General features: G+C 40.9%; 24 protein-coding genes. 18 read left to right on the plus strand and 6 right to left on the minus strand.

Going from position 1 to position 23,944, the window contains the following annotated elements:
• The first annotated feature begins 8 nt into the window (after nucleotides 1–8).
• The 4 genes from GPS65_RS17555 to moaD are packed head-to-tail and all read left to right on the plus strand — an operon-like array spanning nucleotide 9 to nucleotide 2,506.
• Nucleotides 9–1,286 carry a molybdopterin molybdotransferase MoeA gene (locus GPS65_RS17555; protein WP_012009796.1) on the plus strand — a complete coding sequence of 426 codons (1,278 nt, stop codon included), beginning with the start codon at nucleotides 9–11 and terminating at the stop codon, nucleotides 1,284–1,286.
• A complete protein-coding gene (gene mobB, locus GPS65_RS17560) occupies nucleotides 1,268–1,792 on the plus strand; it encodes a molybdopterin-guanine dinucleotide biosynthesis protein B (protein ID WP_119125689.1) in 525 nt (174 codons plus the stop codon). The genes GPS65_RS17555 and mobB overlap by 19 nt, the downstream gene beginning before the upstream one ends.
• Nucleotides 1,789–2,280: a molybdenum cofactor biosynthesis protein MoaE gene (locus GPS65_RS17565; protein WP_119124786.1), complete on the plus strand. Its 492-nt coding sequence runs from the start codon at nucleotides 1,789–1,791 to the stop codon at nucleotides 2,278–2,280. The genes mobB and GPS65_RS17565 overlap by 4 nt, the downstream gene beginning before the upstream one ends.
• Nucleotides 2,273–2,506 carry a molybdopterin converting factor subunit 1 gene (moaD, locus tag GPS65_RS17570; RefSeq protein ID WP_119124787.1) on the plus strand — a complete coding sequence of 78 codons (234 nt, stop codon included), beginning with the start codon at nucleotides 2,273–2,275 and terminating at the stop codon, nucleotides 2,504–2,506. The genes GPS65_RS17565 and moaD overlap by 8 nt, the downstream gene beginning before the upstream one ends.
• 46 nt (nucleotides 2,507–2,552) lie before the next feature.
• Here moaD and GPS65_RS17575 read toward each other — a convergent pair whose 3' ends face one another.
• A complete protein-coding gene (locus GPS65_RS17575; RefSeq protein ID WP_003211488.1) occupies nucleotides 2,553–2,930 on the minus strand; it encodes a Rok-like winged helix domain-containing protein in 378 nt (125 codons plus the stop codon).
• A 712-nt stretch (nucleotides 2,931–3,642) separates the two neighbouring features.
• On the opposite strand from GPS65_RS17575, the gene GPS65_RS17580 reads away from it, so the two are divergent.
• From GPS65_RS17580 to lepB, 8 genes are all read left to right on the plus strand, one after another.
• Entirely contained in the window at nucleotides 3,643–4,065 is a 423-nt protein-coding gene (locus tag GPS65_RS17580) for a YIP1 family protein (protein ID WP_238389113.1), read from the plus strand.
• A 9-nt stretch (nucleotides 4,066–4,074) separates the two neighbouring features.
• Nucleotides 4,075–5,181: an efflux RND transporter periplasmic adaptor subunit gene (locus GPS65_RS17585; RefSeq protein ID WP_119124788.1), complete on the plus strand. Its 1,107-nt coding sequence runs from the start codon at nucleotides 4,075–4,077 to the stop codon at nucleotides 5,179–5,181.
• A complete protein-coding gene (locus tag GPS65_RS17590) occupies nucleotides 5,178–5,879 on the plus strand; it encodes an ABC transporter ATP-binding protein (RefSeq protein ID WP_119124789.1) in 702 nt (233 codons plus the stop codon). The genes GPS65_RS17585 and GPS65_RS17590 overlap by 4 nt, the downstream gene beginning before the upstream one ends.
• Complete coding sequence (locus tag GPS65_RS17595; RefSeq protein ID WP_119124790.1) at nucleotides 5,866–7,059, plus strand: ABC transporter permease; 1,194 nt, start codon at nucleotides 5,866–5,868, stop codon at nucleotides 7,057–7,059. Before GPS65_RS17590 ends, GPS65_RS17595 begins: the two co-directional genes overlap by 14 nt.
• 321 nt (nucleotides 7,060–7,380) lie before the next feature.
• On the plus strand, nucleotides 7,381–8,136 hold the full coding sequence (locus GPS65_RS17600; protein ID WP_119124791.1) for a DeoR/GlpR family DNA-binding transcription regulator: 756 nt from the start codon (nucleotides 7,381–7,383) through the stop codon (nucleotides 8,134–8,136).
• A complete protein-coding gene (pfkB, locus tag GPS65_RS17605) occupies nucleotides 8,133–9,044 on the plus strand; it encodes a 1-phosphofructokinase (RefSeq protein ID WP_012009805.1) in 912 nt (303 codons plus the stop codon). Before GPS65_RS17600 ends, pfkB begins: the two co-directional genes overlap by 4 nt.
• Before the next feature lie 13 nt (nucleotides 9,045–9,057).
• On the plus strand, nucleotides 9,058–10,953 hold the full coding sequence (locus GPS65_RS17610) for a PTS fructose transporter subunit IIABC (RefSeq protein WP_012009806.1): 1,896 nt from the start codon (nucleotides 9,058–9,060) through the stop codon (nucleotides 10,951–10,953).
• 211 nt (nucleotides 10,954–11,164) lie between these two features.
• Nucleotides 11,165–11,737, plus strand: a complete 573-nt coding sequence (gene lepB, locus GPS65_RS17615; RefSeq protein WP_041816226.1) for a signal peptidase I — start codon at nucleotides 11,165–11,167, stop codon at nucleotides 11,735–11,737.
• Between the two features lie 65 nt (nucleotides 11,738–11,802).
• Here the strand turns inward: lepB and GPS65_RS17620 are convergent, their stop codons facing one another.
• Nucleotides 11,803–12,078 (minus strand): hypothetical protein, encoded by a 276-nt coding sequence (locus tag GPS65_RS17620; protein ID WP_088003904.1) that lies wholly within the window; start codon nucleotides 12,076–12,078, stop codon nucleotides 11,803–11,805.
• A 143-nt stretch (nucleotides 12,079–12,221) separates the two neighbouring features.
• On the opposite strand from GPS65_RS17620, the gene GPS65_RS17625 reads away from it, so the two are divergent.
• Nucleotides 12,222–13,841, plus strand: a complete 1,620-nt coding sequence (locus GPS65_RS17625) for an ABC-F family ATP-binding cassette domain-containing protein (protein WP_050945126.1) — start codon at nucleotides 12,222–12,224, stop codon at nucleotides 13,839–13,841.
• 236 nt (nucleotides 13,842–14,077) lie between these two features.
• Here the strand turns inward: GPS65_RS17625 and GPS65_RS17630 are convergent, their stop codons facing one another.
• The 3 genes from GPS65_RS17630 to mreBH all read right to left on the minus strand — a co-directional run bounded on the left by GPS65_RS17630 (nucleotide 14,078) and on the right by mreBH (nucleotide 16,630).
• Nucleotides 14,078–15,310: an aminopeptidase gene (locus GPS65_RS17630; RefSeq protein WP_144482361.1), complete on the minus strand. Its 1,233-nt coding sequence runs from the start codon at nucleotides 15,308–15,310 to the stop codon at nucleotides 14,078–14,080.
• Nucleotides 15,311–15,416: 106 nt separating this feature from the next.
• Nucleotides 15,417–15,548, minus strand: coding sequence for a protein YkpC (locus tag GPS65_RS17635; RefSeq protein ID WP_003210922.1), 132 nt, complete (start codon nucleotides 15,546–15,548; stop codon nucleotides 15,417–15,419).
• A 74-nt stretch (nucleotides 15,549–15,622) separates the two neighbouring features.
• Complete coding sequence (gene mreBH, locus GPS65_RS17640) at nucleotides 15,623–16,630, minus strand: rod-share determining protein MreBH (protein ID WP_012009812.1); 1,008 nt, start codon at nucleotides 16,628–16,630, stop codon at nucleotides 15,623–15,625.
• A gap of 275 nt (nucleotides 16,631–16,905) precedes the next feature.
• Here mreBH and GPS65_RS17645 point away from each other — a divergent pair, with 275 nt between their 5' ends.
• From GPS65_RS17645 to ade, 5 genes are all read left to right on the plus strand, one after another.
• On the plus strand, nucleotides 16,906–17,184 hold the full coding sequence (locus GPS65_RS17645; protein ID WP_012009813.1) for a transcriptional regulator AbhA: 279 nt from the start codon (nucleotides 16,906–16,908) through the stop codon (nucleotides 17,182–17,184).
• Nucleotides 17,185–17,326: 142 nt separating this feature from the next.
• Nucleotides 17,327–18,637, plus strand: coding sequence for an ATP-binding protein (locus GPS65_RS17650; RefSeq protein WP_119124793.1), 1,311 nt, complete (start codon nucleotides 17,327–17,329; stop codon nucleotides 18,635–18,637).
• A gap of 4 nt (nucleotides 18,638–18,641) precedes the next feature.
• Nucleotides 18,642–19,478: a gamma-glutamylcyclotransferase family protein gene (locus GPS65_RS17655; protein ID WP_012009815.1), complete on the plus strand. Its 837-nt coding sequence runs from the start codon at nucleotides 18,642–18,644 to the stop codon at nucleotides 19,476–19,478.
• A gap of 37 nt (nucleotides 19,479–19,515) precedes the next feature.
• Nucleotides 19,516–20,184, plus strand: a complete 669-nt coding sequence (locus GPS65_RS17660; RefSeq protein ID WP_012009816.1) for a potassium channel family protein — start codon at nucleotides 19,516–19,518, stop codon at nucleotides 20,182–20,184.
• Nucleotides 20,185–20,446: 262 nt separating this feature from the next.
• Nucleotides 20,447–22,177: an adenine deaminase gene (gene ade / locus GPS65_RS17665; protein ID WP_012009817.1), complete on the plus strand. Its 1,731-nt coding sequence runs from the start codon at nucleotides 20,447–20,449 to the stop codon at nucleotides 22,175–22,177.
• A 99-nt stretch (nucleotides 22,178–22,276) separates the two neighbouring features.
• Here the strand turns inward: ade and rnjA are convergent, their stop codons facing one another.
• On the minus strand, nucleotides 22,277–23,944 hold the full coding sequence (gene rnjA, locus GPS65_RS17670; RefSeq protein WP_012009818.1) for a ribonuclease J1: 1,668 nt from the start codon (nucleotides 23,942–23,944) through the stop codon (nucleotides 22,277–22,279).

Below are 23,944 nucleotides of genomic sequence, written 5' to 3' on the forward strand. Positions count from 1 at the left end.
AGTGAAGTGTGATGGAAAGACGTCAGCCAATTCCAGTACAAGAAGCCATTCAGAAAGTCCATCAATATGAAAAGGATGGACAAGTAGAATGGGTGCCTTTAAGAAATAGCCTTGAAAGGTTCATTGCAGAAGATATTTTGGCAGATCATGATGTTCCTGCATTTGATCGTTCCCCGTATGATGGTTTTGCACTTAGGGCAGAGGATACAAAAGAAGCGTCAAGCGAGCATCCGGTTGAACTTGAGGTCATTGATCATATTGGGGCAGGAGTGGTCTCAGCAAAAACCATCGGTCCCTTCCAAGCCATCCGTATCATGACAGGAGCAAAAATCCCGAATGGAGCAAATGTCGTCATCATGCTTGAGCTGACTAAAACCTTTGAAAAAGATGGAAAATCATATATGTCACTTAAAAGACCGCTGAAAAAAGGGGACAATATTTCTCGTCAAGGAGAAGAGGTACTTGAAGGGAATGTGATGCTCAAAAAAGGAACCAAAGTTACTCCGGGCGTGACAGCCCTATTGGCGACATTTGGATATGCAGTCGTCCCAGTGGTCAAAAAGCCAGTGATTGGCATCATCTCAACAGGTACAGAACTTCTTCAAGTGAGTGATGCGATGGTGGACGGGAAGATTAGAAACAGTAACCTTAGTATGGTTTATGCCCAGATCCTCGAAGCTGGGGGGGAGCCGCTTGATTTAGGTGGTGTGTCTGATGATTTTGACAAAAGCTATCAAGCAGTCAAAGCAGCCTTAGAGAAGGTAGACTTCTTAATCACAACAGGCGGAGTTTCAGTAGGTGATTTTGACTTTCTCCCCGCAATTTATGAAAAACTGGGAGCTGAAGTGCTATTTAATAAAGTGGCCATGAGACCCGGAAGTGTGACGACGGTTGCTGCAATGCCAAATGGTCAACTGCTGTTTGGCCTGTCAGGAAATCCAGCTGCCTGTTTTGTTGGCTTTGAATTATTTGTGAAACCGATGATCTATAAATGGTCTTTGAAGAAACAGCCGTTCCCTGATTTTGCTGAGGCGAAGCTGACACACGATTTTCCAAAAGCCAACCCGTTCACTCGATTTGTCAGAGCAGCACTTCAATTCACGGGCAGTCAGCTCAGTGTGACCCCAACAGGTCTTGATAAATCAAGTGCCGTCACCTCAATTGCAGAGGCTAACTGCTTCATCGTGCTGCCAGGTGGAACAAGAGGTTTTAAGGCCGGTGATCAGGTGCATGTTCTGCTGTTTCAGCACGAAGGTGAGGGTTCCCTATGCTGGATGACACATTAAGCATATTACAGGTGGTCGGTTATCAAAACAGCGGAAAGACATCGTTAATTGAAAAGATCTGTCAGCTAGCTGTACTTGATGGGCTGAAGCTAGGCTGCTTTAAACACCATGGACATGGCGGTAAACCAGATCGTCTTTTGAAAGAAAAAGACACCTATCGATATGTCGGGGCGGGTGCATTTGCCGCTGGCGTGGAAGGGGAGGGTGAATTTCACTTTTCGATGCAGCACATCACGTTAAAGCAATTGCTCAGCATGTGTCAGCATCTTCCATTAGACGCAGTCTTGATAGAAGGGTATAAACAGGCACCATACCGCAAAATCATTTGTGTGAAGAATGAAGAGGAGCTTATTGATCTTTCAACACTTTCCAATATACAAGCAGCTATTTATTTTTCTCAAGAGTTTCAGTTAGCCAAAAATTATTCTTTTCCAGTGTTTTCAGCCTTTGAAAAGGATGCGAATACATTTTGTTATAACTTATTGAAGGGAGGCGGCTCTTTTTGAGTGAACTGTTTAAAATAACAAAAGTGCCGATTGATGTGAATGAATTGATTCAGCACGTGACAAGTCGGAATGCAGGGGCCATTACGACATTTATCGGGACGGTCAGAGAGTGGACAAAAGGTAAGAAAACGCTGCGCTTAACTTATGAAGCATACATACCAATGGCCGAAAGCATGCTAAGTCAAATTGGACAGGAAATCAAGAAACGGTGGCCTGATACTGAAGCGGCGATTGTGCACCGGATCGGGACACTTGATATAACGGATATTGCTGTTGCGATAGCCGTTTCATCTCCTCATAGGAAGGCTGCATACGAAGCGAACGAATATGCCATTGAGCGAATTAAGGAAATCGTGCCGATTTGGAAAAAAGAATATTGGGAAGACGGGGAAGCCTGGATAGGTGATCAGCTTGAAACAGTTTCATATCCTGAGGGTAAACCTAGCGATCTTCAACTAGCAAAGAAAGAAGGTGATCAGCTTGATTAGTGTATTATTGTTCGCCGGCCTTGCTGAGAAGGCCGGTAAACAACAAATCATCATTCAAAAAGATCAAACAACGGTTGATGAGATTAAATTAGAATTACAGGAGGTATATGGTGTTGATGCTGCACAAAACGTGATGGTTGCAGTCAACGAACGATATACGAGGGGAAACGCTGAAGTGCGTAACGGGGACACTGTTGCATTCATTCCTCCTGTAAGTGGTGGATAATAGATATTAGAGGATTTGGTTATGGCCAGCGGCTGTAACCAATTTTTTATGTGTGAAAAGATTGTAGAGGTATTTGGGTGTGATCTTCGTAAATAAAACATCCCCTTCGTGCTTTAGAAATGTGAGGATCGAGCTGCTGTATCAAATCATACAATTCGCTAATTCGTCTCACATTGAAATCTGTCTGGGCTTGAAGCTGTTCTTTTAATTCTTTTGTGCTCACAATGCTTCCCTTTTTCTCTTTAATAATATCTACACATCTAGCAGCGTAGTATATTTTGTCATTAGAAGGTCTGCTTTCTTTCATATCAAGTAATTTGAGCTCATGATAAATTAGTTCTCTTTCCTTTCGAAAGTATTGCCATGCTTCTTGTTCCTTTTCATAAAGTAAAATCAATTGCGTTTTCAATTTTTCTCTTAACATTCACTTGACTCCATTTCCACTATCATTTAACCTACCTCTATTTTACATTATATGAAAAAATAACTTTTGATCAAGTAAAATCATGATATTTTTAATTTTTTAATATGAAAGTATTGTTACTAAAGGCTCATTTGTTCTATAAAAGAAACCAATCATAGTCCTATAAAGCCGGGATTTGTTGAAATTACTAGGATTATTTTAACAAAAAATTGTTGTGTCTCACGAAGATCAACCAAATTCAAAGGAAAAGGATATTTATTCCGAAAGACATGTGTTTTTTTGATAAAACGTTTTTACGTCAGTAAAACCTCTATTTTTTGATATGAATATGGTCTGGTCACGGTGTCATTTGGAGGATTTCATACATGAAAATAGAATAATAGATCATTTTTTCCGCAATGAAAACAAGAAAATCAAATCATCCATCACTTATTGGCAATCTTTTGATAAAATAGAAAGATAAAGAGAGAACATGTGCGTTTGCATACTTGTATAGCATAGAGAGGATGACATTTGATGAAAGAAAATGTGCAAAAGCCTACGATCATTGGGGTGAGTACAAGACCTTCAGAGCACCTGAAAAGAGTATGGGAGAATCCGGTGGTTTGGTGGCCTTTAACTTGTGTCCTTCTTTTAACAGTGATTGTGACTTATTTGTCAGATCTGGTGAATAAAGGAATGTGGGCAGATTTAAGCTTGCCGGTATTATGTGGTGACGCTCATCGGTCTCCTTCTCGGGCTTGTGGTTAATGCTGCAATATATAAGCTCATCGTATTTTTAGCAAAGGGTGATGCATCGTTTCAGCAGCTGTTTTCAGCGGTCCTGTTTATTACACCAGTTACGATCGTTGGGACGATTATTTCTCATCTGTCCATCATTCTGTTCCATGTACCAAAAAACACCACAATCACCTCATTAAATGCACTCATTCAAACGTCTGGTCCATGGCATGCTGTGCTTGCTAATATAGATCTATTTGTGATCTGGAATCTTGTTTTAACAGGCTTTTTATTGATGAAAGTTGGTCATATATCGCCAAGAATAACTTGGACTATTATAGGAGTCTTTTATCTCTTATCTATCATTTTTCAATATGTAGGAACTGCAATCACCATATCAGTAAGTTGGGGGTAGAATGTCTTTATGAGAAAGAAAATCATCATCGGATCCATTTTTATTATTGTTATCGGTCTATTTATTGGCTTTAACATTGCAAAAAATCAATCAAAGCCTGCTTCAACAGCAGCGATTAAAACAGTAAAACCCATGCAAAAAGAAATCACCACTAAGGTCATGACGCCGGGCACACTTTCATTCTCTGAAGAGCAATTTATTTATGCAGAAGAGGACAAGGGACATTTGAAGGGGATTTCTGTAAAAGAAGGAGAAAAGGTAAAGCCTGGGACGCCGCTTCTTACATATGAAAATAGAGAGCTGGAGCTTGAAGAAGAGCAGCAAGCTCTTGCGGCTGAATCTAGTACGTTAAAACGCGAACAATTACAAAATAGATTGAGCGAATTAGACAAAAAACAAGAAGGCGAATCCGCCACCAATCCTAAAAACGAGCGAGACCAGCTTGAGTTAGAACTGAAAGCAGCTGAATTAGAACAAAAACAAGCAGAGATCAGCCAAGAAAAAGTAAAAGCACAAATAGAAGATTTAACCGTACATAGTAAAATTGACGGTACAGTGATTTCCATTGAACAAGAAGAAGGGGCAGGAAAGCCGGAAGAAAGGCAGCCGATCATTCATATTGGCAACGAGAAAAAAATGATTGTGCGAGGATTGATTTCTGAGTATGACGCCATAAAAGTGAAAAAGAAACAAAAAGTAAAGATCACGTCTGATGTCATTCGCGGAAAGAGCTGGCAAGGAGTGGTGAAAAAAGTAGGGATTGTACCTGCTCAGGCAGCATCTGAAACAACTGGAGGTGATCAAACGGTGCAATATCCAGTTGAAATCGAAATAAAGGGAAAAAAACCTGAAGCAAAACCTGGTTTTAAAATGATCATGGAAATTGAAACAGATAAGCGTCAAGCCCTAACGATTCCCGAATCAGCTGTAAAAAAAGAGGATGATGGGCAATACGTTTATGTTGTCAAAAAGAATGTACTTAAAAAAATAAAAGTGGAGCTAGGGGAAACGTCAGGTAAAGACCTTGAAGTGACAAAAGGTGTCGTAGCTGAGGATCAAATCATTTCTCAACCATCAGATGACATGTATGACGGAATGGAAGTGAATGCTGAATGATTCAGCTTTCAAACGTGACAAAAAGCTATGAGGTTGTCCAAGAAGCATTTGATGTATTAAGTGAGATCGATCTTGTCATTGAAAAAGGCGAGTATATGTCCATTATGGGCCCGTCTGGCTCTGGAAAATCGACGTTAATGAATATCATTGGCTGTTTAGACCGGCCAACTACAGGACAATATCATTTTCAAGGAAGAGAGCTGTCAGCAGCAAAGGATCAAGACCTCGCAGTGATTCGAAATCAATTCATTGGATTTGTCTTTCAGCAATTTCACTTGTTGCCGAGGTTAAATGCGAGGCGTAATGTTGAGCTTCCGATGATTTACGCCGGTATCAGTCAAAAGGAAAGAAAAGAACGCGCAGAGATGGCACTTGAAAAGGTTGGTTTGGCAGACCGAATGAAACATATGCCGAGTGAGTTGTCGGGAGGGCAAAAGCAAAGGGTGGCAATTGCTCGTGCAATTGTCAATAAGCCGAAGCTTATCTTAGCAGATGAACCGACAGGCGCTCTTGACTCAAAAACAAGCTTCTCAATCATGGAACAGTTTACGAAGTTGAATGAGGAAGGGACAACGATTGTACTTGTTACCCATGAAGAAGAAATAGCTGCATATACAAATCGAACGGTCGTTGTAAGAGATGGACGACTCGTTGAAGATAGATTGACACAAGGGGACGCTATGAATGAAACTCTTTGAAAATATCAAAATAGCGATGAATTCTGTTTTAGCTCATAAATTACGTTCTATTTTAACGATGCTTGGGATTATTATTGGTGTTGGATCAGTCATTGCGGTTGTAGCTATCGGTCAAGGCGGCGAGCAAATGCTAAAAGGATCGATTTCAGGTCCAAACAATACCGTTGATATGACGTATACGCCTTCTGACGAAGAGTTAAATGCAAATCCTAATGCTTTATTCGACGCCACATTTACTGAAGAAGACATTAAAAGCATTAAGACAATGAATGGAGTGAATCAGGTTGCCTCTTCGACTGCGCAAGGAATGCAGCTGAGATTTCAAGATACGACAGTGGATGCGACAGTTAACGGTATAAATGAAGGGTATACGAATGTCCATTCATTACAAATAGCAGAAGGACAGAATTTAAAAGATATTGACTTTAGAAGCGGCAGAAGAGCCGCCCTGATCTCTGAAGGCTTACAAAAAGAATTATTTAATGGCAAGAAGGCCTTGGGCGAAATGATTTGGATGAACGGACAGCCAGTTGAAGTCATCGGTGTTCTAGCCAAACAGAAAGGGATGCTTTCATTCGATATGAATGAAGTATATGTCCCATTTGCAATGCTTACCTCCGCATTTGGGATCAATGAATACGATAAGTTGTCAATTCAAGTCGCACATGCTGATCAAATGAAGGAAGTAGGGAAGAATGCGGCTGCATTATTAAATGAAAATCATCATACAGAAGATGCTTATGAAATGATCAATATGGAAGAAATCGCAGAAGGCATCGGTCAAATCACGTCCGTTATGACAACAATCATTGGCTCAATAGCTGGAATTTCGTTACTTGTCGGCGGTATCGGAGTGATGAATATCATGCTTGTTTCTGTGACAGAGAGGACAAGGGAAATCGGTATTCGAAAAGCAATTGGAGCAACGAGAGCTCAAATACTCGTTCAATTTTTAATTGAGTCTGTCGTGTTAACCATGATCGGTGGGTTGATGGGGATTGCACTAGGTATAGGCGGTGCCTCGTTAGTATCACTCATTGCTGGCTGGCCGTCCTTAGTATCTTGGCAAATCATCTGTATAGGTGTGCTGTTTAGTATGCTAATTGGGATTGTTTTTGGGTTAATTCCTGCGAATAAAGCAGCAAGACTAGATCCGATTGATTCTCTTAGATATGAATAATTTCGGAAAGAGAAAAAGCATACAATCAGTGTGAATTCCGCTGTAATCAAGTATCAAAAGCTTTTATGCACATCGCATAAAAGCTTTTTTTAGTTCTATTGAATGAAATGAAAAATGATAGAAATGCTAAGATCATGACTTTCATCTTAATGTCACATATTTTTCAGTTTACAAATGGTACATATAAAGGTAAGATGACCATGGTGAAAGATTTTGATAGTTATTGAATGTATTTGATTGTTTTGTATTGATAATGTTGAAAAAAGCGATTACAATAAAGGTGCGCGCAAAATGAATACGTTTTCAAAAGGGGGTGTTTTCATGTTAACACCGGAAAGACATCAACTCATTATCGACTGTTTAGAAGAAAATGATGTCATCAAAATACAGGACTTAACGATTATGACGGATGCATCTGAATCTACTATTAGAAGAGATTTATCAGCCCTTGAAGAAAAAGGATTTCTAAAAAGAGTCCACGGGGGAGCAGCCAAGATATCAAGTATCCGACTTGAACCAGATGTATTTGAGAAATCTGCCAAAAACCTTCAAGAAAAGTCATTGATTGCGGAGGCAGCTGCTGCACTTTTAAAACAAGGCGATTGTATTTATTTAGATGCTGGTACGACCACACAGCAAATGATTGAATATATCGATCCAGATCAAGATATTGTTGTGGTGACAAACGGTGTTATGCACATTGAAGCACTCATGAGGAAAGGCATTTCTTTTTACTTGATAGGCGGATCAGTGAAACATCGAACAGGAGCCATGGTCGGAGCCGCAGCTTTGACGGCGATGGAACATTATCGTTTTGACAAAAGCTTTGTTGGGACGAACGGTATTCATCCCGAGGCGGGGTTTACAACACCTGACCCAGAGGAAGCGCTCATGAAAAAAAGGGCCATGAAGCAGGCGAAAAAAACCTATATTTTAACAGATGCCTCGAAGTTTGGCGAAATATCGTTTTCAACCTTTGCTAGTTTACAGGAAGCCACCATTATCACAAACGACGCAAAAGAGGATTCATTCGATAATTACCATGAAAAAACGGTTATAAAGGTAGTGAAAACATGATTTATACAGTTACTTTAAACCCATCAGTTGATTACATCGTACACGTGGAGGATTTTGCAGTCGGCGGTTTGAATCGTTCAACTTATGACAAAAAATATCCAGGCGGAAAAGGGATCAATGTCTCAAGGCTTTTAAAACGTCACAGTGTTGAATCAAAGGCGCTTGGATTCATAGGTGGATTTACAGGCAAATATATTCAAGACTTTTTGCAAAACGAACAATTACAAACAGCCTTTCACGAGGTGTCAGAAGATACACGAATTAATGTGAAACTAAAAACCGGTGAAGAAACCGAAATCAACGGACTAGGTCCATCAATTACTGAAGCGCAATTTGATTCGTTTCTGTCTCAATTTACTTCATTGATTGAAGGTGATGTCGTTGTGTTAGCTGGTAGCATTCCTTCTTCATTGCCGCATAACACGTATGAACGTATTGCTGAGGTATGCGAAAAGCAAGGCGTTAGAGTGGTCCTTGATATTTCTGGAGAAGCCCTAAAGAAAGCAGCAGGCTTGAAACCGTTCTTAATGAAGCCAAACCATCATGAACTAGGTGAAATGTTTGAAACAAGCATCTCTACTGCGGAAGAAGCCATTCCTTATGGGAAGAAGCTGTTAGAACAAGGTGCTGAACATGTCATCGTATCCATGGCTGGAGATGGTGCTCTCTTATTCAGTAAGGAAGGGATTTATCAGTCCAACGTTCCAAAGGGTACGCTTGTTAATTCGGTTGGTGCAGGGGATTCAGTCGTTGCAGGATTTTTAGCCGGCGTTTCGAAAGGTCTTTCGATTGAAGAATCATTTAAGCTTGGCGTCACATCAGGCAGTGCTACAGCATTTTCTGAGGAGCTTGGGACCAAAGAGCTTGTCGACACACTATTACCACAAGTAAAAGTCACACGCATTTAAAGGAGGAGTCATCATGAAAATAACAGAACTACTCACAAAACAGACCATTAAGCTTCAATTAGACAGCCAGCAGAAAGAAGCCGTCATTGAAGAACTAGTCACTGTTTTAGATACAGCAGGCAAGCTAAATGATAAAGAGGGCTACAAAGAAGCAGTGCTCAACCGTGAAAAACAGAGCTCTACTGGTATTGGTGAAGGAATTGCTATCCCTCACGCTAAAACAGCAAGTGTCAAAGAGCCTGCCATTGCATTTGGCCGCTCGACAGCTGGTGTAGATTATGAATCACTGGATGCGCAGCCGAGTCATCTTGTCTTTATGATTGCAGCAACTGAAGGCGCGAACAACACGCACTTAGAAGCGCTTTCTCGTTTATCAACACTTTTGATGCGTGAAGAAATCAGAAAGCAGCTACTTGAAGCGGCTACTGAAGATGAAATCATTGATATCATCAATACGCATGATAAGGACGATGAAGAAGAAGAAGAGGAAGTTCAAGAGGAGCCTGTTGTAGCAGGTAAACCAGCTAAGATTTTAGCAGTAACAGCTTGTCCAACAGGTATTGCACATACATTTATGGCAGCAGATGCTTTGAAAGAAAAAGCGAAAGAAATGGGCATTGACATTAAAGTCGAAACAAACGGCTCTGGCGGTATTAAACACGCCCTTACTGCAAAGGAAATCGAAGAAGCTCCAGCCATTATTGTGGCAGCGGACAAGCAAGTTGAAATGGAACGCTTTAAAGGCAAACATGTCATTGAAGTACCTGTGACAGCAGGAATCCGTCGTCCGCAGGAGTTGATTGAAAAAGCAGTTAATCAAGATGCGCCGATCTATAAAGGCTCTGGCGGCAGTTCTTCAAAAGACGAACATGAGTCATCTGGCAAAGGGAGAAGTGGTTTTTACAAGCACTTAATGAGCGGTGTAAGCAACATGCTTCCATTTGTTGTCGGAGGCGGTATTCTTGTTGCAATTTCATTCTTCTGGGGAATTAACTCAGCAGATCCTAAAGACCCTTCATTTAATTCATTTGCAGCTGTATTAAAAGGAATTGGCGGAGATAATGCACTTGCCTTAATCGTGGCTGTATTAGCCGGATTTATTGCGATGAGTATTGCAGATCGTCCAGGTTTTGCGCCGGGTATGGTCGGTGGATTTATGGCGTCAGCAGCAGGTGCTGGGTTCTTAGGCGGACTCATCGCCGGTTTCCTTGCTGGTTATGTCGTTGTGTTACTTAAAAAAGTATTCACATTCGTACCGCAGTCACTCGACGGAATTAAACCGGTTCTGCTGTATCCATTGTTTGGTATTTTCTTCACAGGTATCATCATGCATTACATTGTGAACACACCAGTAAAAATGGTGATGGACGGATTAACTCATTGGCTTGAAACTTTAGGTACTGGTAACCTTGTCTTAATGGGCATTATCTTAGCAGGTATGATGGCAATTGATATGGGTGGCCCAATTAACAAAGCGGCTTACACCTTTGGTCTTGCGATGATTGCTGCTGGAAACTATGCACCGCACGCTGCTATTATGGCAGGCGGAATGGTACCACCACTAGGTATTGCACTAGCTACAACAATTTTTAGAAATAAATTCTCAAAACGTGACCGAGAAGCAGGGATTACATGCTACTTCATGGGAGCTGCCTTTATTACTGAAGGGGCGATTCCGTTTGCAGCGGCTGACCCTCTACGAGTGATTCCTTCAGCTGTCATTGGAGCAGCTGTGGCTGGCGGATTAACAGAATTCTTTAGAGTCACGCTTCCTGCACCGCACGGCGGACTATTCGTTTTCTGGGTAACAAATCATCCAGTTCTTTATATTATCAGCATCTTAATCGGTGCCGTTGTAACAGCGATTTTACTCGGTATTTTGAAAAAACCAGTGAAACTAGAAGCGTAATTCAGAAGAGAAGCATCGTGAAGAGCGGTGCTTCTTTTTGTTTAATAATGAACAAATTAGGAAAAAATATCTAATTTAATGGTTGTCTTGTGAATTTTTAAATGACATGTGATAAAGTAAAGTTATTCAATTCGTGTTTCAAGTCTTTTAGCAGAAAGTCTTAGGAGGAAGCAGTATTTTGAACGAAGAAAACAAACAAAACGAAAATGATATTCAATCTGATGTAAAACAAGCCAAAACAGAGAAGAAAAGTTCACTGTTTGAATGGATCAAAGCCATTTTAATTGCACTTGCGCTCGTCTTGCTCATCCGTACGTTTATATTTGAGCCGTATGTGGTGGAAGGAGAGTCGATGGAACCGACCCTTCATGATGGGGAAAAACTGTTCGTCAACAAAACCATTAACTATCTAGGTGGTGTCAAACGAGGTGACATCGTGATTATTAATGGAAAAGATGGCCAGAAAATTCATTATGTAAAACGTTTAATCGGTCTCCCAGGAGACACGATTGAAATGAAGGATGATACACTTTACATTAATGGTAAAAAAGTTGATGAGCCTTATTTAAAAGAGAACAAGGCACATGCGAAAGAGTATGAAGTGCATTTGACAGGGGATTTTGGTCCAGTGAAAGTACCGAAAAACGATTACTTTGTGATGGGGGACAATAGACTCAATTCCATGGACAGCAGAAATGGACTTGGACTCATTGAAAAGGATCGGGTTGTCGGGACATCAGAATTTGTTTTCTTCCCATTTGGCGACATTCGGCAAACAAAATAAAAGCACTCTTCTCAGGTGTGTGAGAAAAGTGCTTAAATGGACGACCCTTAAAAGTAGGGTCGTTTTTAATTTGGCGTGAGCACCGTAACAATGAGCACAATCGCCAACACAGAAGCAAAGACAGACCCAGTAATGGCTAAAACAGATCGGAACAATCCGACCTTATGATTTTCTTTCCCTCGCTTTTGTAAAAAGCGTTTCGAAAAGATGTGTACCAGTGTGTAAATAAGCACAAGCCCAATATAAAGGCCAAAATCCCTCGCATTAAAGCCTGTTGCAGATAAATAAATACCCATAAAGAAAATCAATAAACAGTATTCCATCAGTGTAAGTAATCTCAAATCGCACGAACTCCTTCAATCAATCATTCCTACTTATTATACCATATTGGACAATTTGCCTTCGTTCTTTGTGAGAGACGTTTCTAACAAACGTTATTCATGTTATACTTCATAATGATGAATGAGTGATGGAGGATTAATAAATGATTGCAGTAAATAATGTTAGTTTGCGATTTGCTGATCGTAAACTATTTGAAGAAGTAAATATTAAATTCACTCCTGGCAACTGCTACGGTTTAATTGGTGCCAATGGAGCTGGTAAATCAACGTTTCTAAAGATTCTTTCAGGTGAAATCGAGGCTCAGACAGGCGATGTTCATATGAGCCCTGGTGAGCGTTTAGCGATTTTAAAACAGAACCACTTTGAATACGAAGAATTTGAAGTATTAAAAGTGGTCATGATGGGTCACAAACGTCTATATGATGTGATGCAGGAGAAAGATGCGATTTATATGAAACCTGATTTCTCAGATGAAGACGGAATTCGTGCAGCAGAGCTTGAAGGTGAGTTCGCTGAGTTAAACGGCTGGGAAGCAGAAAGTGAAGCAGCAATCTTATTAAAAGGTCTTGGCATACCAGAGAGCCTTCAATCGAAGAAAATGTCTGAGCTTGGCGGTTCTGAAAAGGTCAAAGTATTACTAGCTCAAGCTTTATTTGGCAAGCCTGACGTTCTTCTTCTGGATGAGCCAACGAACCACTTGGACTTACAAGCCATCCAGTGGCTGGAAGAGTTCCTCATTAATTTTGAAAATACCGTGATCGTCGTTTCGCATGACCGTCACTTCTTAAACAAAGTATGTACACATATTGCGGACCTAGACTTCGGAAAAATTCAAGTATATGTCGGTAACTATGATTTCTGGTATGAGTCCAGCCAGCTAGCGCTGAAACTTAGTCAAGATGCAAATAAGAAAAAAGAAGAGCAAATTAAGCAGCTTCAAGAGTTCGTTGCTCGGTTCAGTGCGAACGCTTCTAAATCGAAGCAAGCGACCTCAAGAAAGAAATTGCTTGATAAAATCTCTTTAGACGATATTAAGCCATCTTCACGTAAATATCCGTATGTTCATTTTGCGCCAGAGCGCGAAATCGGAAATGATGTCCTTCAAGTAGAAGGTCTATCGAAAACAATTGACGGTGTGAAAGTACTTGATAACGTCAGTTTTATCATGAATCGCGAGGATAAAATTGCGTTCCTAAGCCGTAATGAGCTGGCAGTGTCTACTTTATTTAAAATTCTTGCTGGTGAGATGGAACCAGACAGCGGCACATATAAATGGGGCGTCACAACATCTCAAGCCTTTTTCCCGAAAGACAATAGTGAATACTTTGAAGGAAACGATGTTGATCTAGTGGATTGGCTTCGCCAGTATTCTCCTAATGATCAAAGCGAGAGCTTCTTACGCGGATTCTTAGGACGTATGCTCTTCTCTGGAGAAGAAGTAAAGAAAAAAGCAAGCGTCTTATCAGGAGGAGAAAAGGTTCGTTGTATGTTATCGAAAATGATGCTGTCAGGAGCGAATGTACTGCTTCTAGATGAGCCAACGAACCATTTAGACCTAGAATCCATTACGGCGCTGAATAACGGTTTAATGAGCTTTAAAGGAGCGATGCTCTTCTCATCTCATGACCACCAGTTTGTTGAAACAGTGGCAAACCGTATTATCGAAGTGACGCCAAATGGCATCGTCGATAAACAAACAACATATGATGAGTTCTTATCAGATCAAGAGATTCAAAAGAGACTCGTTGAGCTTTATGCGTAAATAAGAAAAGACATCCACAAATGGATGTCTCAGCGTGTAGACAAACCCTCGCATTCGTTGTCAGGTCTGCGCTTCGGTGCTCACGAATGTCAAATTCGCTCCGCTCCGATGCTCGTCCTTCCTAGACTTCAAAGGTTTTCTATCACGCTGAAAAGAAGACAAAGGGCTAAAATAAAGATCATTTTAGCCCTTTGTCAACAACCTGAGACATCCACAAATGGATGTCTTTTTTTCGGTTAAATCGCCCAGTTCCCATTACGGAAGATCGGTTCGCGTTTCCCGTCTTTTGTAATACCGTCAATATTCATTTCCTTTGAACCAATCATGAAATCGACGTGTGTAATACTGTTGTTTACACCAGCTGCATCCAATTCTTCACGTTTCATCTCTTTTCCGCCTTCGATATTGAACGCATATCCGCTGCCGATGGCAAGGTGATTCGATGCGTTTTCATCATAAAGGGTATTGTAATAGAGAATATTTGAATTTGAGATTGGTGAATCATCTGGTACAAGAGCAACTTCACCTAGATAATGAGAGCCTTCATCTGTTTCAACGAGTGAAGTTAAAATGTCTTCGCCTTCCTTCGCTTTCACATCGACAATTCGGCCATTTTCAAATGTTAAAGTAAACTCATCAATGATATTTCCTGCATAGCTGAGCGGTTTTGTGCTTGAGACAGTCCCATTTACACCATCTTTTTTAGGTACGGTAAACACTTCTTCTGTTGGCATGTTGGCCATGAAAGAGACGCCATGCTCACTCACGCTGCCGGCACCTACCCAAATGTGCTGTTCAGGGAGCTCAATCGTTAAATCAGTTCCAGGAGCATCATAATGAAGCTTGTGGTAGTGGCGCTCATTTAGGATTTTAACCTTTTCATTTAGCGATTCATCGTGCTTTTTCCAAGCCTCCACAGGATCTGCTTGATCAGCGCGAGCAACTTTAAAGATTTGATCCCATAATAAAGCAATAGCTTCTTCGTCTGTCTGGTCAGGGGAAATCTTTTTCGCCCAATCTTTTGATGCAGCGCCGACGACCGTCCAAGCCACTTTGTCTGATTGAACGTATTGGCGATATGTATGAAGGGCGGATCCAGCGGCTTTTTGCTGTGCAGCGATTTTTTTCGAATCAATGCCTCGCAGAAGGTCAGGGCTTTCTGACAAGATCGTGATAAAAGCTCCGCCGCGTTTTGCAATGGTTTCCATCATCTGTGCTTCCCATTCAGGGAATTGCTCAAACACATCCTGCGGTGCATGTTCATATTTTAAACGAGCAAGAACACCGTCACTCCAGCGGATATGTACGTTTTTCGCCCCGCGCTCATACGCATGTTTCGCGACAAGACGAACAAGGTCTGCAGATTCAGTTGATGCGGATACGACGACTTCTTGTTCTTTTTGAACATTCACACCGACTTCAACGATGGTCTTCGCATATTGATCTAGTTGTTTTTCAAATGAACTCATAAAAACCCTCCTTTAGTCATGTTCATCATATCAGATTTAAGACCGAAAAGGAAAATGGGGAGCACGCGAAAAGCCAAAATAAAAAAGCCGCTTTCGTGCGGCTTTTTTAGCGGTTCAGTTGTTTCACAGGCTGTGCATTAGAAGGGGGCATATGTGAAAACGACAGGCTCATTCCTCCTAAGATAATACCCGTTAAAATGACTGTGACAACGACCCGTTTACCTAAATCAAGCAACATGTTCTTCCTCCTTCACGTTTATCCATTCCTCACGATATGATCGAAAGGATAAAAAAAGAAGTAGAACAAGGAGATTATTTTAATGTTTTTTGTAATTTATGAATGACTTCGAGTGAACGACCTGTTCCGATTGCAACAGATTCAAGTGGATTTGCAGCAATATGAACTGGAACGACAATCTCCTGTGAGAGCCATTCTTGAATTCCGTTTAACAAAGCGCCACCGCCAGTTAAGATCACGCCGCGGTCTACGATGTCACCACTAAGCTCCGGGGGGCTGTCCTCTAATGTGGCGCGAATCGCCTCTAAAATATGAAGGAGTGACTCTCGCATAGCACCTTGAATCTCATGAGATTCAAGTGTGATCGTTTTTGGAAGACCTGTTACTAGATCACGTCCACGTACTTCTAATGACTCTGGCTCATGCTCAATAAGACCATAACCAATTTCCATCTTAACCTGTTCAGCTGTCCGCTCGCCGATTAATAGGTTATATTTCTTTCGCACAAACGTAATGATATCTTCATCAAGCTGATCTCCGCCAATTCGAATGGAATGACAAGAGACCACGCCGCCAAACGAAATGATGGCAACTTCTGTTGTTCCTCCGCCAATATCGACTACGACGTTTGCAACAGGCTCATCTACTGGAAGATCAGCGCCGATTGCCGCTGCAACAGGTTCTTCGATTAAATGCACGTGCTTTGCTCCACAGTTTTTCACAGCATCACTGATGGCGCGGCGCTCAACAGCTGTTGAACCAGAAGGTGTACAGACGACGACCGTTGGTTTTCTGAAAGTAAACCCGATATTTTTTCCTGCTTTTTTCATGATTTGTTTGAGTAAATCTGTTGTCATATCATAATCAGCGATGACACCGTCTTTCATTGGACGGATCGCCACAATTTTCCCAGGAGTTTTCCCAATCATTTCTTTTGCTTCTGTTCCGACGGCAAGTACAGTTTTTGTTTCTGTATCGACTGCCACGACGGACGGTTCATTTAAAATAATTCCCTTATTTTTACTATAAACCAATATGTTAGCTGTTCCTAAATCAATTCCAATTTCGGCATTTTGAAACATGTTTTCACCCAATCTCTATTTTTGCTATTTAAACAATTTTACATTTAAAAGTTCAAAGGGTTGAGGTCATTTGTGGGGGTTTGTGATAACCTTGAAATGAACTTGTAAAATTCAAGTATCATTTTGACAATCACAATAAATTTTCCCTTTGTTTTTTCTTTTATGAAAAAAATTTTTATAGAAGAGAAACCTTTTGAGAATCTCTTACGTCTACGATATATCAATTGGTGAAAAACAGATTGATCTTGAGCTAATGAAAGAAAGAGGGAACGAATTTGAAATCTATCGGAGTCGTAAGAAAAGTAGACGAACTAGGGCGTATTGTGATGCCAATCGAATTAAGAAGAGCACTTGATATTGCTATTAAAGACAGTATGGAATTTTTTATAGATGGGGATAAAATCGTCTTGAAAAAATACCAGCCAGAAGGTGTTTGCCTCATGACTGGTGAGATTACATCAGAGAACCATGATTATGGTAATGGTCAAATTACATTAAGCGCTGAAGGCGCAGAACTACTGTTAAAAGAACTTCAAGAAGCTCTTCAGCAGTAATGAAAAAAGCCTGATCTCTTCCTTTGTGCTGAGAACAGGCTTTTTTTCTGAAAAAGTTCCTTAAAAATGCCCCATCTCCCTCAAAAAATAAGTGGAAAATGGTACAATTGACAAAGAATCTCAGGGCGGCAGGTGGAATCATTTGAACAAAACATATCAAGTGCGGATCGTGTTATCTGTTCTTGCATTTATTTTAATTTTAAGCTGGGATTTCTTTTATTATCTAGGTGGCTATCAAATTAATTGGCCGCTCGATTTAGCCTTTACAGTCCTTGTTCTAACAGGGATCTGGGTTATATCAGGCTATGTAGACCGCTTAAATCTACTTGTGTCAGACTTAAATACGAGAGAAAAAGAAGCACACGAACTGACAGAGCGGCTGAATCGAATCACAGATAACTTGCAAGAAATCGTCTTTGAAACAAATGAAAAAGGTGAAATTATTTTCTTAAATCAAGCATGGACACAAATGACGGGCTATGACATCGATGAATGTCTAGGTACCATGTACAATCAGTACTTTGATCAAGAGGAACGCGTGGTCCAGCATTTATTATCTGTGATCAAGGAGCATAAGGATGCGGGACGGGTAGAACTGCAGCTTCTCCATAAAGAGGGAAAGAAGGTATGGGGAGACGTTCATTACAAGCTTTATTTTGACGAGCACCACCAGTTTACCGGAGGAATTGGAACGGTAGCTGATATTACGAAACAAAAGCAGGCGAAGCTTGAGCTTGAAAGATCCAATCAGCAATTGCAAATGCAGGCGCAAAAGCTGGCAGTCGCTGGACAAATAGCCGCTGGAATCGCCCATGAAGTCAGAAATCCACTGACATCCGTAAATGGTTTTTTGCAGCTGATGAAGACACAATATCCTGAAAGAACCGATTATTTTGACATTATCTTTTCAGAAATTAAACGGATTGATTTTGTTTTAAGTGAGCTGCTTGTATTGGCTAAGCCTCAATCTGTCCATTTTCAAGAAGTCCAGCTTCATGAGCTTCTAGAACAAGTGATTACTTTATTAAAAACAAATGCCGTTCTGTCAAATATTGACCTCAAGCAGCCATTTAAAAGGCAGGATGCCGGTGCCATCCTCGCAGACGCTAATCAAATGAAGCAGCTGTTCATTAATTTAATCAAAAATGCGATTGAGGCAATGCCTGAAGGTGGTAGCATATACATATCTACAGAAAAAGTATTGAATGAATGGAAGATTACCATTCAAGATGAAGGAAAAGGGATGTCTGAAGAAGATATTCAAAAAATATATGATCCTTTCTTTTCCACGAAAAAAGAAGGAACAGGGCTTGGTCTGACCATCTGTGCGACAATTTTAAAAGATCATCACGGAAGAATGGACGTGTCAAGTGAGCTTGGAAAAGGCACAGCTTTTCATATTTATTTGCCAGTGTGTCAAAAAAGCAGACAGCAGCAAGTTGAGAGGACGTGAAGTCATGACGGTAAAGGTTTTATTTGTATATGGAACGCTATTGCAGCATGAAAAGCACCACGAAACGTACATGAAGGAAAGCAGGCTATTAGCTAAATCTGCTTGGATGAGTGGAAGGATTTATGATACAGGTCAAGGATATCCAGCATGTATTCCTGCAGAAAAAGGCACTGTATACGGGGAATTGTACGAGGTAACCGCTGACGCGTTGAATAAGATAGATGTACTAGAGGAAGGGTATGACAAGCAGGAAATCAATGTCATGACGGATCGAGGTCAGTTAGCAGCCGTGACATACACGTTGCCAGAGCAAAAGGCATCAGTGCTGAAAGAAATAAAGAGAGGGTGCTGGAAAGCTTATCAACTGTGGCAGCAAAAACCATCATCCTTCTATTATTTTGCCTATGGCTCCTGTATGGATGATGCTAGATTTAAGCTCGCAGAAGTCGATCATCATTTCAAACAAATCATCGGCGGTGGAGTACTAAATGGTTTTACAACGAGATTTACCTTGGTGAGGCCAGATGGATCAAGAGCTGATATGGTAGAAGATGGCGGGGAAACAGAGGGTGTTTTATATGAAGTTCCTTTTGATGCCATTCGTTATTTGTATAAAAGAGAAGGCGTATATGAAGGTACATATCGTCCAGCATTTGTCGATGTCAAAATAGGTGATCAAATGTATGAGGACTGTTTAACCTTTCTTGTGCTTCAAAAAAGCGAAGAAATCGCCCCGCCAACTCATTATCGCAGTGAAATCGAAAAAGGAGCAGACCTTTATTTAAGTGAAGCGTTCCGTAAAAAAATCCGTTCACATATGGATTCATTAATCAAACCGTAGTAAAATGCATGGTAAGTGAGATAAAAGGAGTCTGAACATGAAAAAGGAATATGCGGTCATTGGTCTTGGACGCTTTGGTGGAAGTATTTGCAAGGCGCTGAGCGAAGAAGGACTTGAAGTCATGGCAATGGATATGAATGAAGATCGAGTAAACGAGTACGCGAAAATTGCCTCACATGCGGTTATTGGTGATTCGACGGACGAAAACGTTTTAAAAAATCTTGGTATTCGCAATTTTGATCATGTCATCGTTGCGATTGGCGAAAACATTCAGGCAAGTATTTTAACAACGATTATGCTGAAAGAGCTTGGCGTGAAAATGGTCACTGTGAAAGCGCAAAATGATTACCATGAAAAGGTGCTTAACAAAATTGGAGCGGATCGCGTCGTTCATCCAGAGCGAGATATGGGGAGACGGATTGCACATAAGATCATTTCAAATAACGTGCTTGATTACCTCGAACTGTCAGATGAGTACAGCCTGATTGAGATCGTTGCAAACAACAGGCTTGCGGGACATTCTCTTCTAGATCTTGATATTAGGGCAAGATACGGTATCAATATTGTTGCGATCAAGCGCGGAAAGGAAGTCATTGTTTCCCCGCTGGCAGATGAAATGATCCAAAAAGAAGATATCCTCATTGTCATTGGGGCAGTAGCCGATATAGGACGCTTTGAAAAACGAGAAATGCAGAACGATTATTAAACACTCCGAAGACGGGGTGTTTTTTTACATGAATGTGTTCATGACAGGTGGACATTGAGGCGAAAATAGAAACTGAAAATGGTTGCTTTGATCATGTATAACCGCAAAAATAAGTCATCTTATTTTTCATGCAATTATCACTATTCAGAAATAAAAATCAGTGTTTTGATATGGTTGATTTTCTCTAAATGTCATTGACTGGACAAACAGATTCGTTTACGATAAGAAACATTATATTGTTTACTTGGAGGAGGCAGTGTCGTTGGATAAGGAGCTTTTCAGACATCAAATTGAGGTAGCAGCAAAGAGAAAAAAAGCAGCCCTCGTAATTAAACATGCGAAAGTCATGGATGTGTTTAACCAGGAATGGATAGACGCAGATGTCGCTGTTGAAAATGGACAAATCGTCGGGATAGGAGAGTACGAGGGAGAACAGGAGCTTGATGCAGTAGGTCAAATGCTTGTGCCTGGTTTTATTGATGGCCACGTTCATATCGAGTCTTCTATGGTTACCCCTGCCGAATTCTCCAAAGCTGTCGTTCCTCACGGTGTGACAACTGTCGTAACAGATCCGCATGAAATCGCCAATGTGTCAGGTATAACAGGCATCCGTTTTATGCTGGAAGAAGCGAAAAAAGCTGCCTTACATATTTATTTCATGCTGCCTTCCTGTGTACCGGCAGTCAGTTTTGAACGATCAGGTGCTACATTAAAAGCGAAAGATTTAAAGCCTCTTTATCAAGAGAAGGAAGTGCTTGGTCTTGCAGAGGTGATGGACTATGTCGGTGTGGAGCAGGCAGAAGAAGATATGCTTCAAAAGCTGCTTGATGCGCAACACGAGAATAAACTGATTGATGGCCATCTAGCAGGCTTAACAGACCGATTAATCAACGTCTACCGGACAGCGAGTGTCCAAACAGACCATGAGGTGACAACAGCACAGGAAGCCCTTGAACGTGTAAAAAGAGGTATGTATGTGATGCTGAGAGAAGGATCTGTTGCCAAAAACGTGAAAAATGTTTTACCCGCTGTCAATGAAAAGAATGCGCGACGCTTTTTCTTTTGTACAGATGATAAACATTTGGATGATCTAATGGCACAGGGAAGTATTGATGAGCAAGTACGGATGTCCATAAAAGAAGGATTAGATCCATTTTTAGCTTATCAAATGGGAAGCTTAAATGCCGCAGAGTGTTTTGGTCTTAAAACAAAGGGAGCCATTGCACCAGGCTATGATGCTGATTTTATGCTCGTTTCAGACTTTCATCATGTAGATATTACAAGCGTATTTATCGCAGGTGAATTGGTTGCACAGAACGGAGAGTACAAGCCGAGTGTCGAAAAGATCGCACCGAGCCCAGCATTATTACAATCTGTTCATGCCATAGATGTTCAAGAGGAAGACATTGCACTACCTATTACGGGTGATCAGCATATGAATGTCATCCGTATTATTCCGAATCAGCTTGAAACAAAGTTAGAACAAGTCTCTCCTTCAGAAATGAACGGACAATTTACAAGTGATACAGGCAGAGATGTATTAAAAATGGTGCTTGTTGAACGTCATCAAGGTTTATCTGAAATGGGTGTAGGAATTGTCAGCGGCTTCGGCATCAAACAAGGTGCAATTGCAACAACGGTTGCACATGATTCACATAACTTAATTGCAGTCGGCACAAATGATGCTGATATTATCAAAGCGATTGAGGCGTTAAAAGAAGCAGGCGGCGGTTTGACTGTTGTTAAAGAGGGGCAGTCACTTCATACGCTGCCATTACCAATCTCTGGTTTGTTGTCAGATCAGCCGGCACATCTCGTCAATGAAAGCCTTCATTCACTTCATGAAGCGCTAAAAGAAACTGGCTTTTCCTTAGACTTTAATCCGTTTTTGACGCTTTCTTTCTTGGCACTTCCAGTCATTCCTGATGTGAAAATGACAACAAAAGGCTTATTTGATGTCAGAAACTTTCAGCACCTCCCTATTCAATCATAAAAAGTAAGAAACCGCATGTGTACGATGTATATATGCGGCTTTTTTTAATACTTGATGAAAAAAAGAGACACAGCCAATCGGCTTGTGTCTCTTTTATGATTACACTTCCATAATAATCGGTAAGATCATTGGGCGGCGTCTTGTTTTTTCGTAAAGGAAAGGAGCAAGAGTGTCCGTAATTTCGTTCTTAATTTCCGACCACTGAGTTGTCTTACGTTCCATTACTTTTTCAAGATGCTTTGAAATGAGATCTTGTGCGTCGTTGATGAGGTCGCCAGATTCTCTCATGTAGACAAAGCCTCTTGAGATGAGATCAGGACCAGCAGAGATTTTGAATTCTTTCATATCCATGCTGACGACTACAATGACTAGACCTTCTTCTGAAAGAATGCGGCGGTCTCTTAAGACGATATTCCCGATATCACCAATTCCGCTTCCGTCGATATACACGTTCCCTGATGGAATTTTGCCAGCGACACTTGCTTCGTCGCCTTTAAGTGCAAGAACTTCACCATTATCCATGATAAAGCAGTTTTCCTCAGGAATTCCGCAATCATTCGCCAGTTTAATATGCGTTTTTTGCATGCGGTATTCACCGTGAATCGGCATAAAGAATTTTGGTTTAATTAAACGGAGCATCAGCTTTTGTTCTTCTTGTCCGCCGTGACCAGATGTATGAATATTATTAAGTGAGCCATGAATGACCTCAGCGCCAGCACGGTAAAGCTGGTTAATGGTGCGGCTTACGCTAATATTGTTACCAGGAATCGGTGAAGATGAGAAAACAACTGTGTCTCCAGGATTAATCGAAATCTGGCGATGAGTGCCGTTTGCAATACGAGAAAGAGCAGCCATCGGCTCACCTTGGCTTCCAGTACATAGGATCGTCACTTTGTTTGCTGGAAGGCGGTTGATTTCATTGTGTTCAATAAACGTGTTTTTCGGACATTTAATGTAGCCAAGATCTTGTCCAATATCAATAGCAGACTCCATACTACGTCCAAACACCGCAACTTTTCGGCCGTTAGCAACAGCGGACTCGATCACTTGCTGAAGTCTGTGAATGTTCGAAGCAAACGTCGCAAAGATGATACGTCCGTCAACTTTTCTAAAGATGTCATCAATGCTTTCTCCTACGCGTCTTTCAGACATCGTAAATTCTGGAATTTCACTGTTTGTACTATCGGATAAAAGACATAGAACGCCTTCTTTCCCGATTTCAGCCATTTTTGTTAAGTTGGCAGGCTCGCCAACAGGCGTAAAGTCAAACTTGAAATCACCTGTATGTACGATGTTACCAGGAGGTGTCTTCACGACAATTCCATAAGAATCTGGAATACTGTGAGTTGTTCTAAAGAAAGACACAGCTGTTTTTCTAAATTTAATGGTATCTTCTTCTTCAAAAATGTGAAGTTTTGTCTGTCTCAAGAGACCATGTTCTTCCAATTTATTACGAAGTAGGCCGATTGCGAGTTTGCCGCCGTAAACTGGAATATTCACTTGCTTGAGAAGGTAAGGGATACCGCCGATGTGGTCTTCATGTCCGTGAGTGATGAAAAGACCTTTGATTTTATCTTCGTTTTTAACTAAGTACGTATAGTCAGGGATGACGTAGTCAATTCCAAGAAGCTCATCTTCAGGGAACTTAATACCAGCATCAATTAAAATGATTTCATCTTGAAATTGAACGCCATACGTGTTTTTACCGATCTCGCCTAATCCGCCGAGCGCAAAAACTGCCGCCTGATCGTTTTTTACAAATTTCAT

The sequence above is a fragment of the Bacillus pumilus genome (genome assembly GCF_009937765.1).
Classification (GTDB): domain Bacteria; phylum Bacillota; class Bacilli; order Bacillales; family Bacillaceae; genus Bacillus; species Bacillus pumilus_O.

What these genes read in the sequence shown, in the direction of transcription:
- mobB (WP_119125689.1), top strand. Translation starts at nt 1,268, where the DNA reads ATGCTGGATGACACATTAAGCATATTACAGGTGGTCGGTTATCAAAAC.
- GPS65_RS17575 (WP_003211488.1), bottom strand. Translation starts at nt 2,930, where the DNA reads ATGTTAAGAGAAAAATTGAAAACGCAATTGATTTTACTTTATGAAAAG.
- GPS65_RS17585 (WP_119124788.1), top strand. Translation starts at nt 4,075, where the DNA reads ATGAGAAAGAAAATCATCATCGGATCCATTTTTATTATTGTTATCGGT.
- GPS65_RS17590 (WP_119124789.1), top strand. Translation starts at nt 5,178, where the DNA reads ATGATTCAGCTTTCAAACGTGACAAAAAGCTATGAGGTTGTCCAAGAA.
- GPS65_RS17595 (WP_119124790.1), top strand. Translation starts at nt 5,866, where the DNA reads ATGAAACTCTTTGAAAATATCAAAATAGCGATGAATTCTGTTTTAGCT.
- GPS65_RS17600 (WP_119124791.1), top strand. Translation starts at nt 7,381, where the DNA reads ATGTTAACACCGGAAAGACATCAACTCATTATCGACTGTTTAGAAGAA.
- pfkB (WP_012009805.1), top strand. Translation starts at nt 8,133, where the DNA reads ATGATTTATACAGTTACTTTAAACCCATCAGTTGATTACATCGTACAC.
- GPS65_RS17610 (WP_012009806.1), top strand. Translation starts at nt 9,058, where the DNA reads ATGAAAATAACAGAACTACTCACAAAACAGACCATTAAGCTTCAATTA.
- GPS65_RS17625 (WP_050945126.1), top strand. Translation starts at nt 12,222, where the DNA reads ATGATTGCAGTAAATAATGTTAGTTTGCGATTTGCTGATCGTAAACTA.
- GPS65_RS17630 (WP_144482361.1), bottom strand. Translation starts at nt 15,310, where the DNA reads ATGAGTTCATTTGAAAAACAACTAGATCAATATGCGAAGACCATCGTT.
- GPS65_RS17635 (WP_003210922.1), bottom strand. Translation starts at nt 15,548, where the DNA reads ATGTTGCTTGATTTAGGTAAACGGGTCGTTGTCACAGTCATTTTAACG.
- mreBH (WP_012009812.1), bottom strand. Translation starts at nt 16,630, where the DNA reads ATGTTTCAAAATGCCGAAATTGGAATTGATTTAGGAACAGCTAACATA.
- GPS65_RS17655 (WP_012009815.1), top strand. Translation starts at nt 18,642, where the DNA reads ATGACGGTAAAGGTTTTATTTGTATATGGAACGCTATTGCAGCATGAA.
- GPS65_RS17660 (WP_012009816.1), top strand. Translation starts at nt 19,516, where the DNA reads ATGAAAAAGGAATATGCGGTCATTGGTCTTGGACGCTTTGGTGGAAGT.
- rnjA (WP_012009818.1), bottom strand. Translation starts at nt 23,944, where the DNA reads ATGAAATTTGTAAAAAACGATCAGGCGGCAGTTTTTGCGCTCGGCGGA.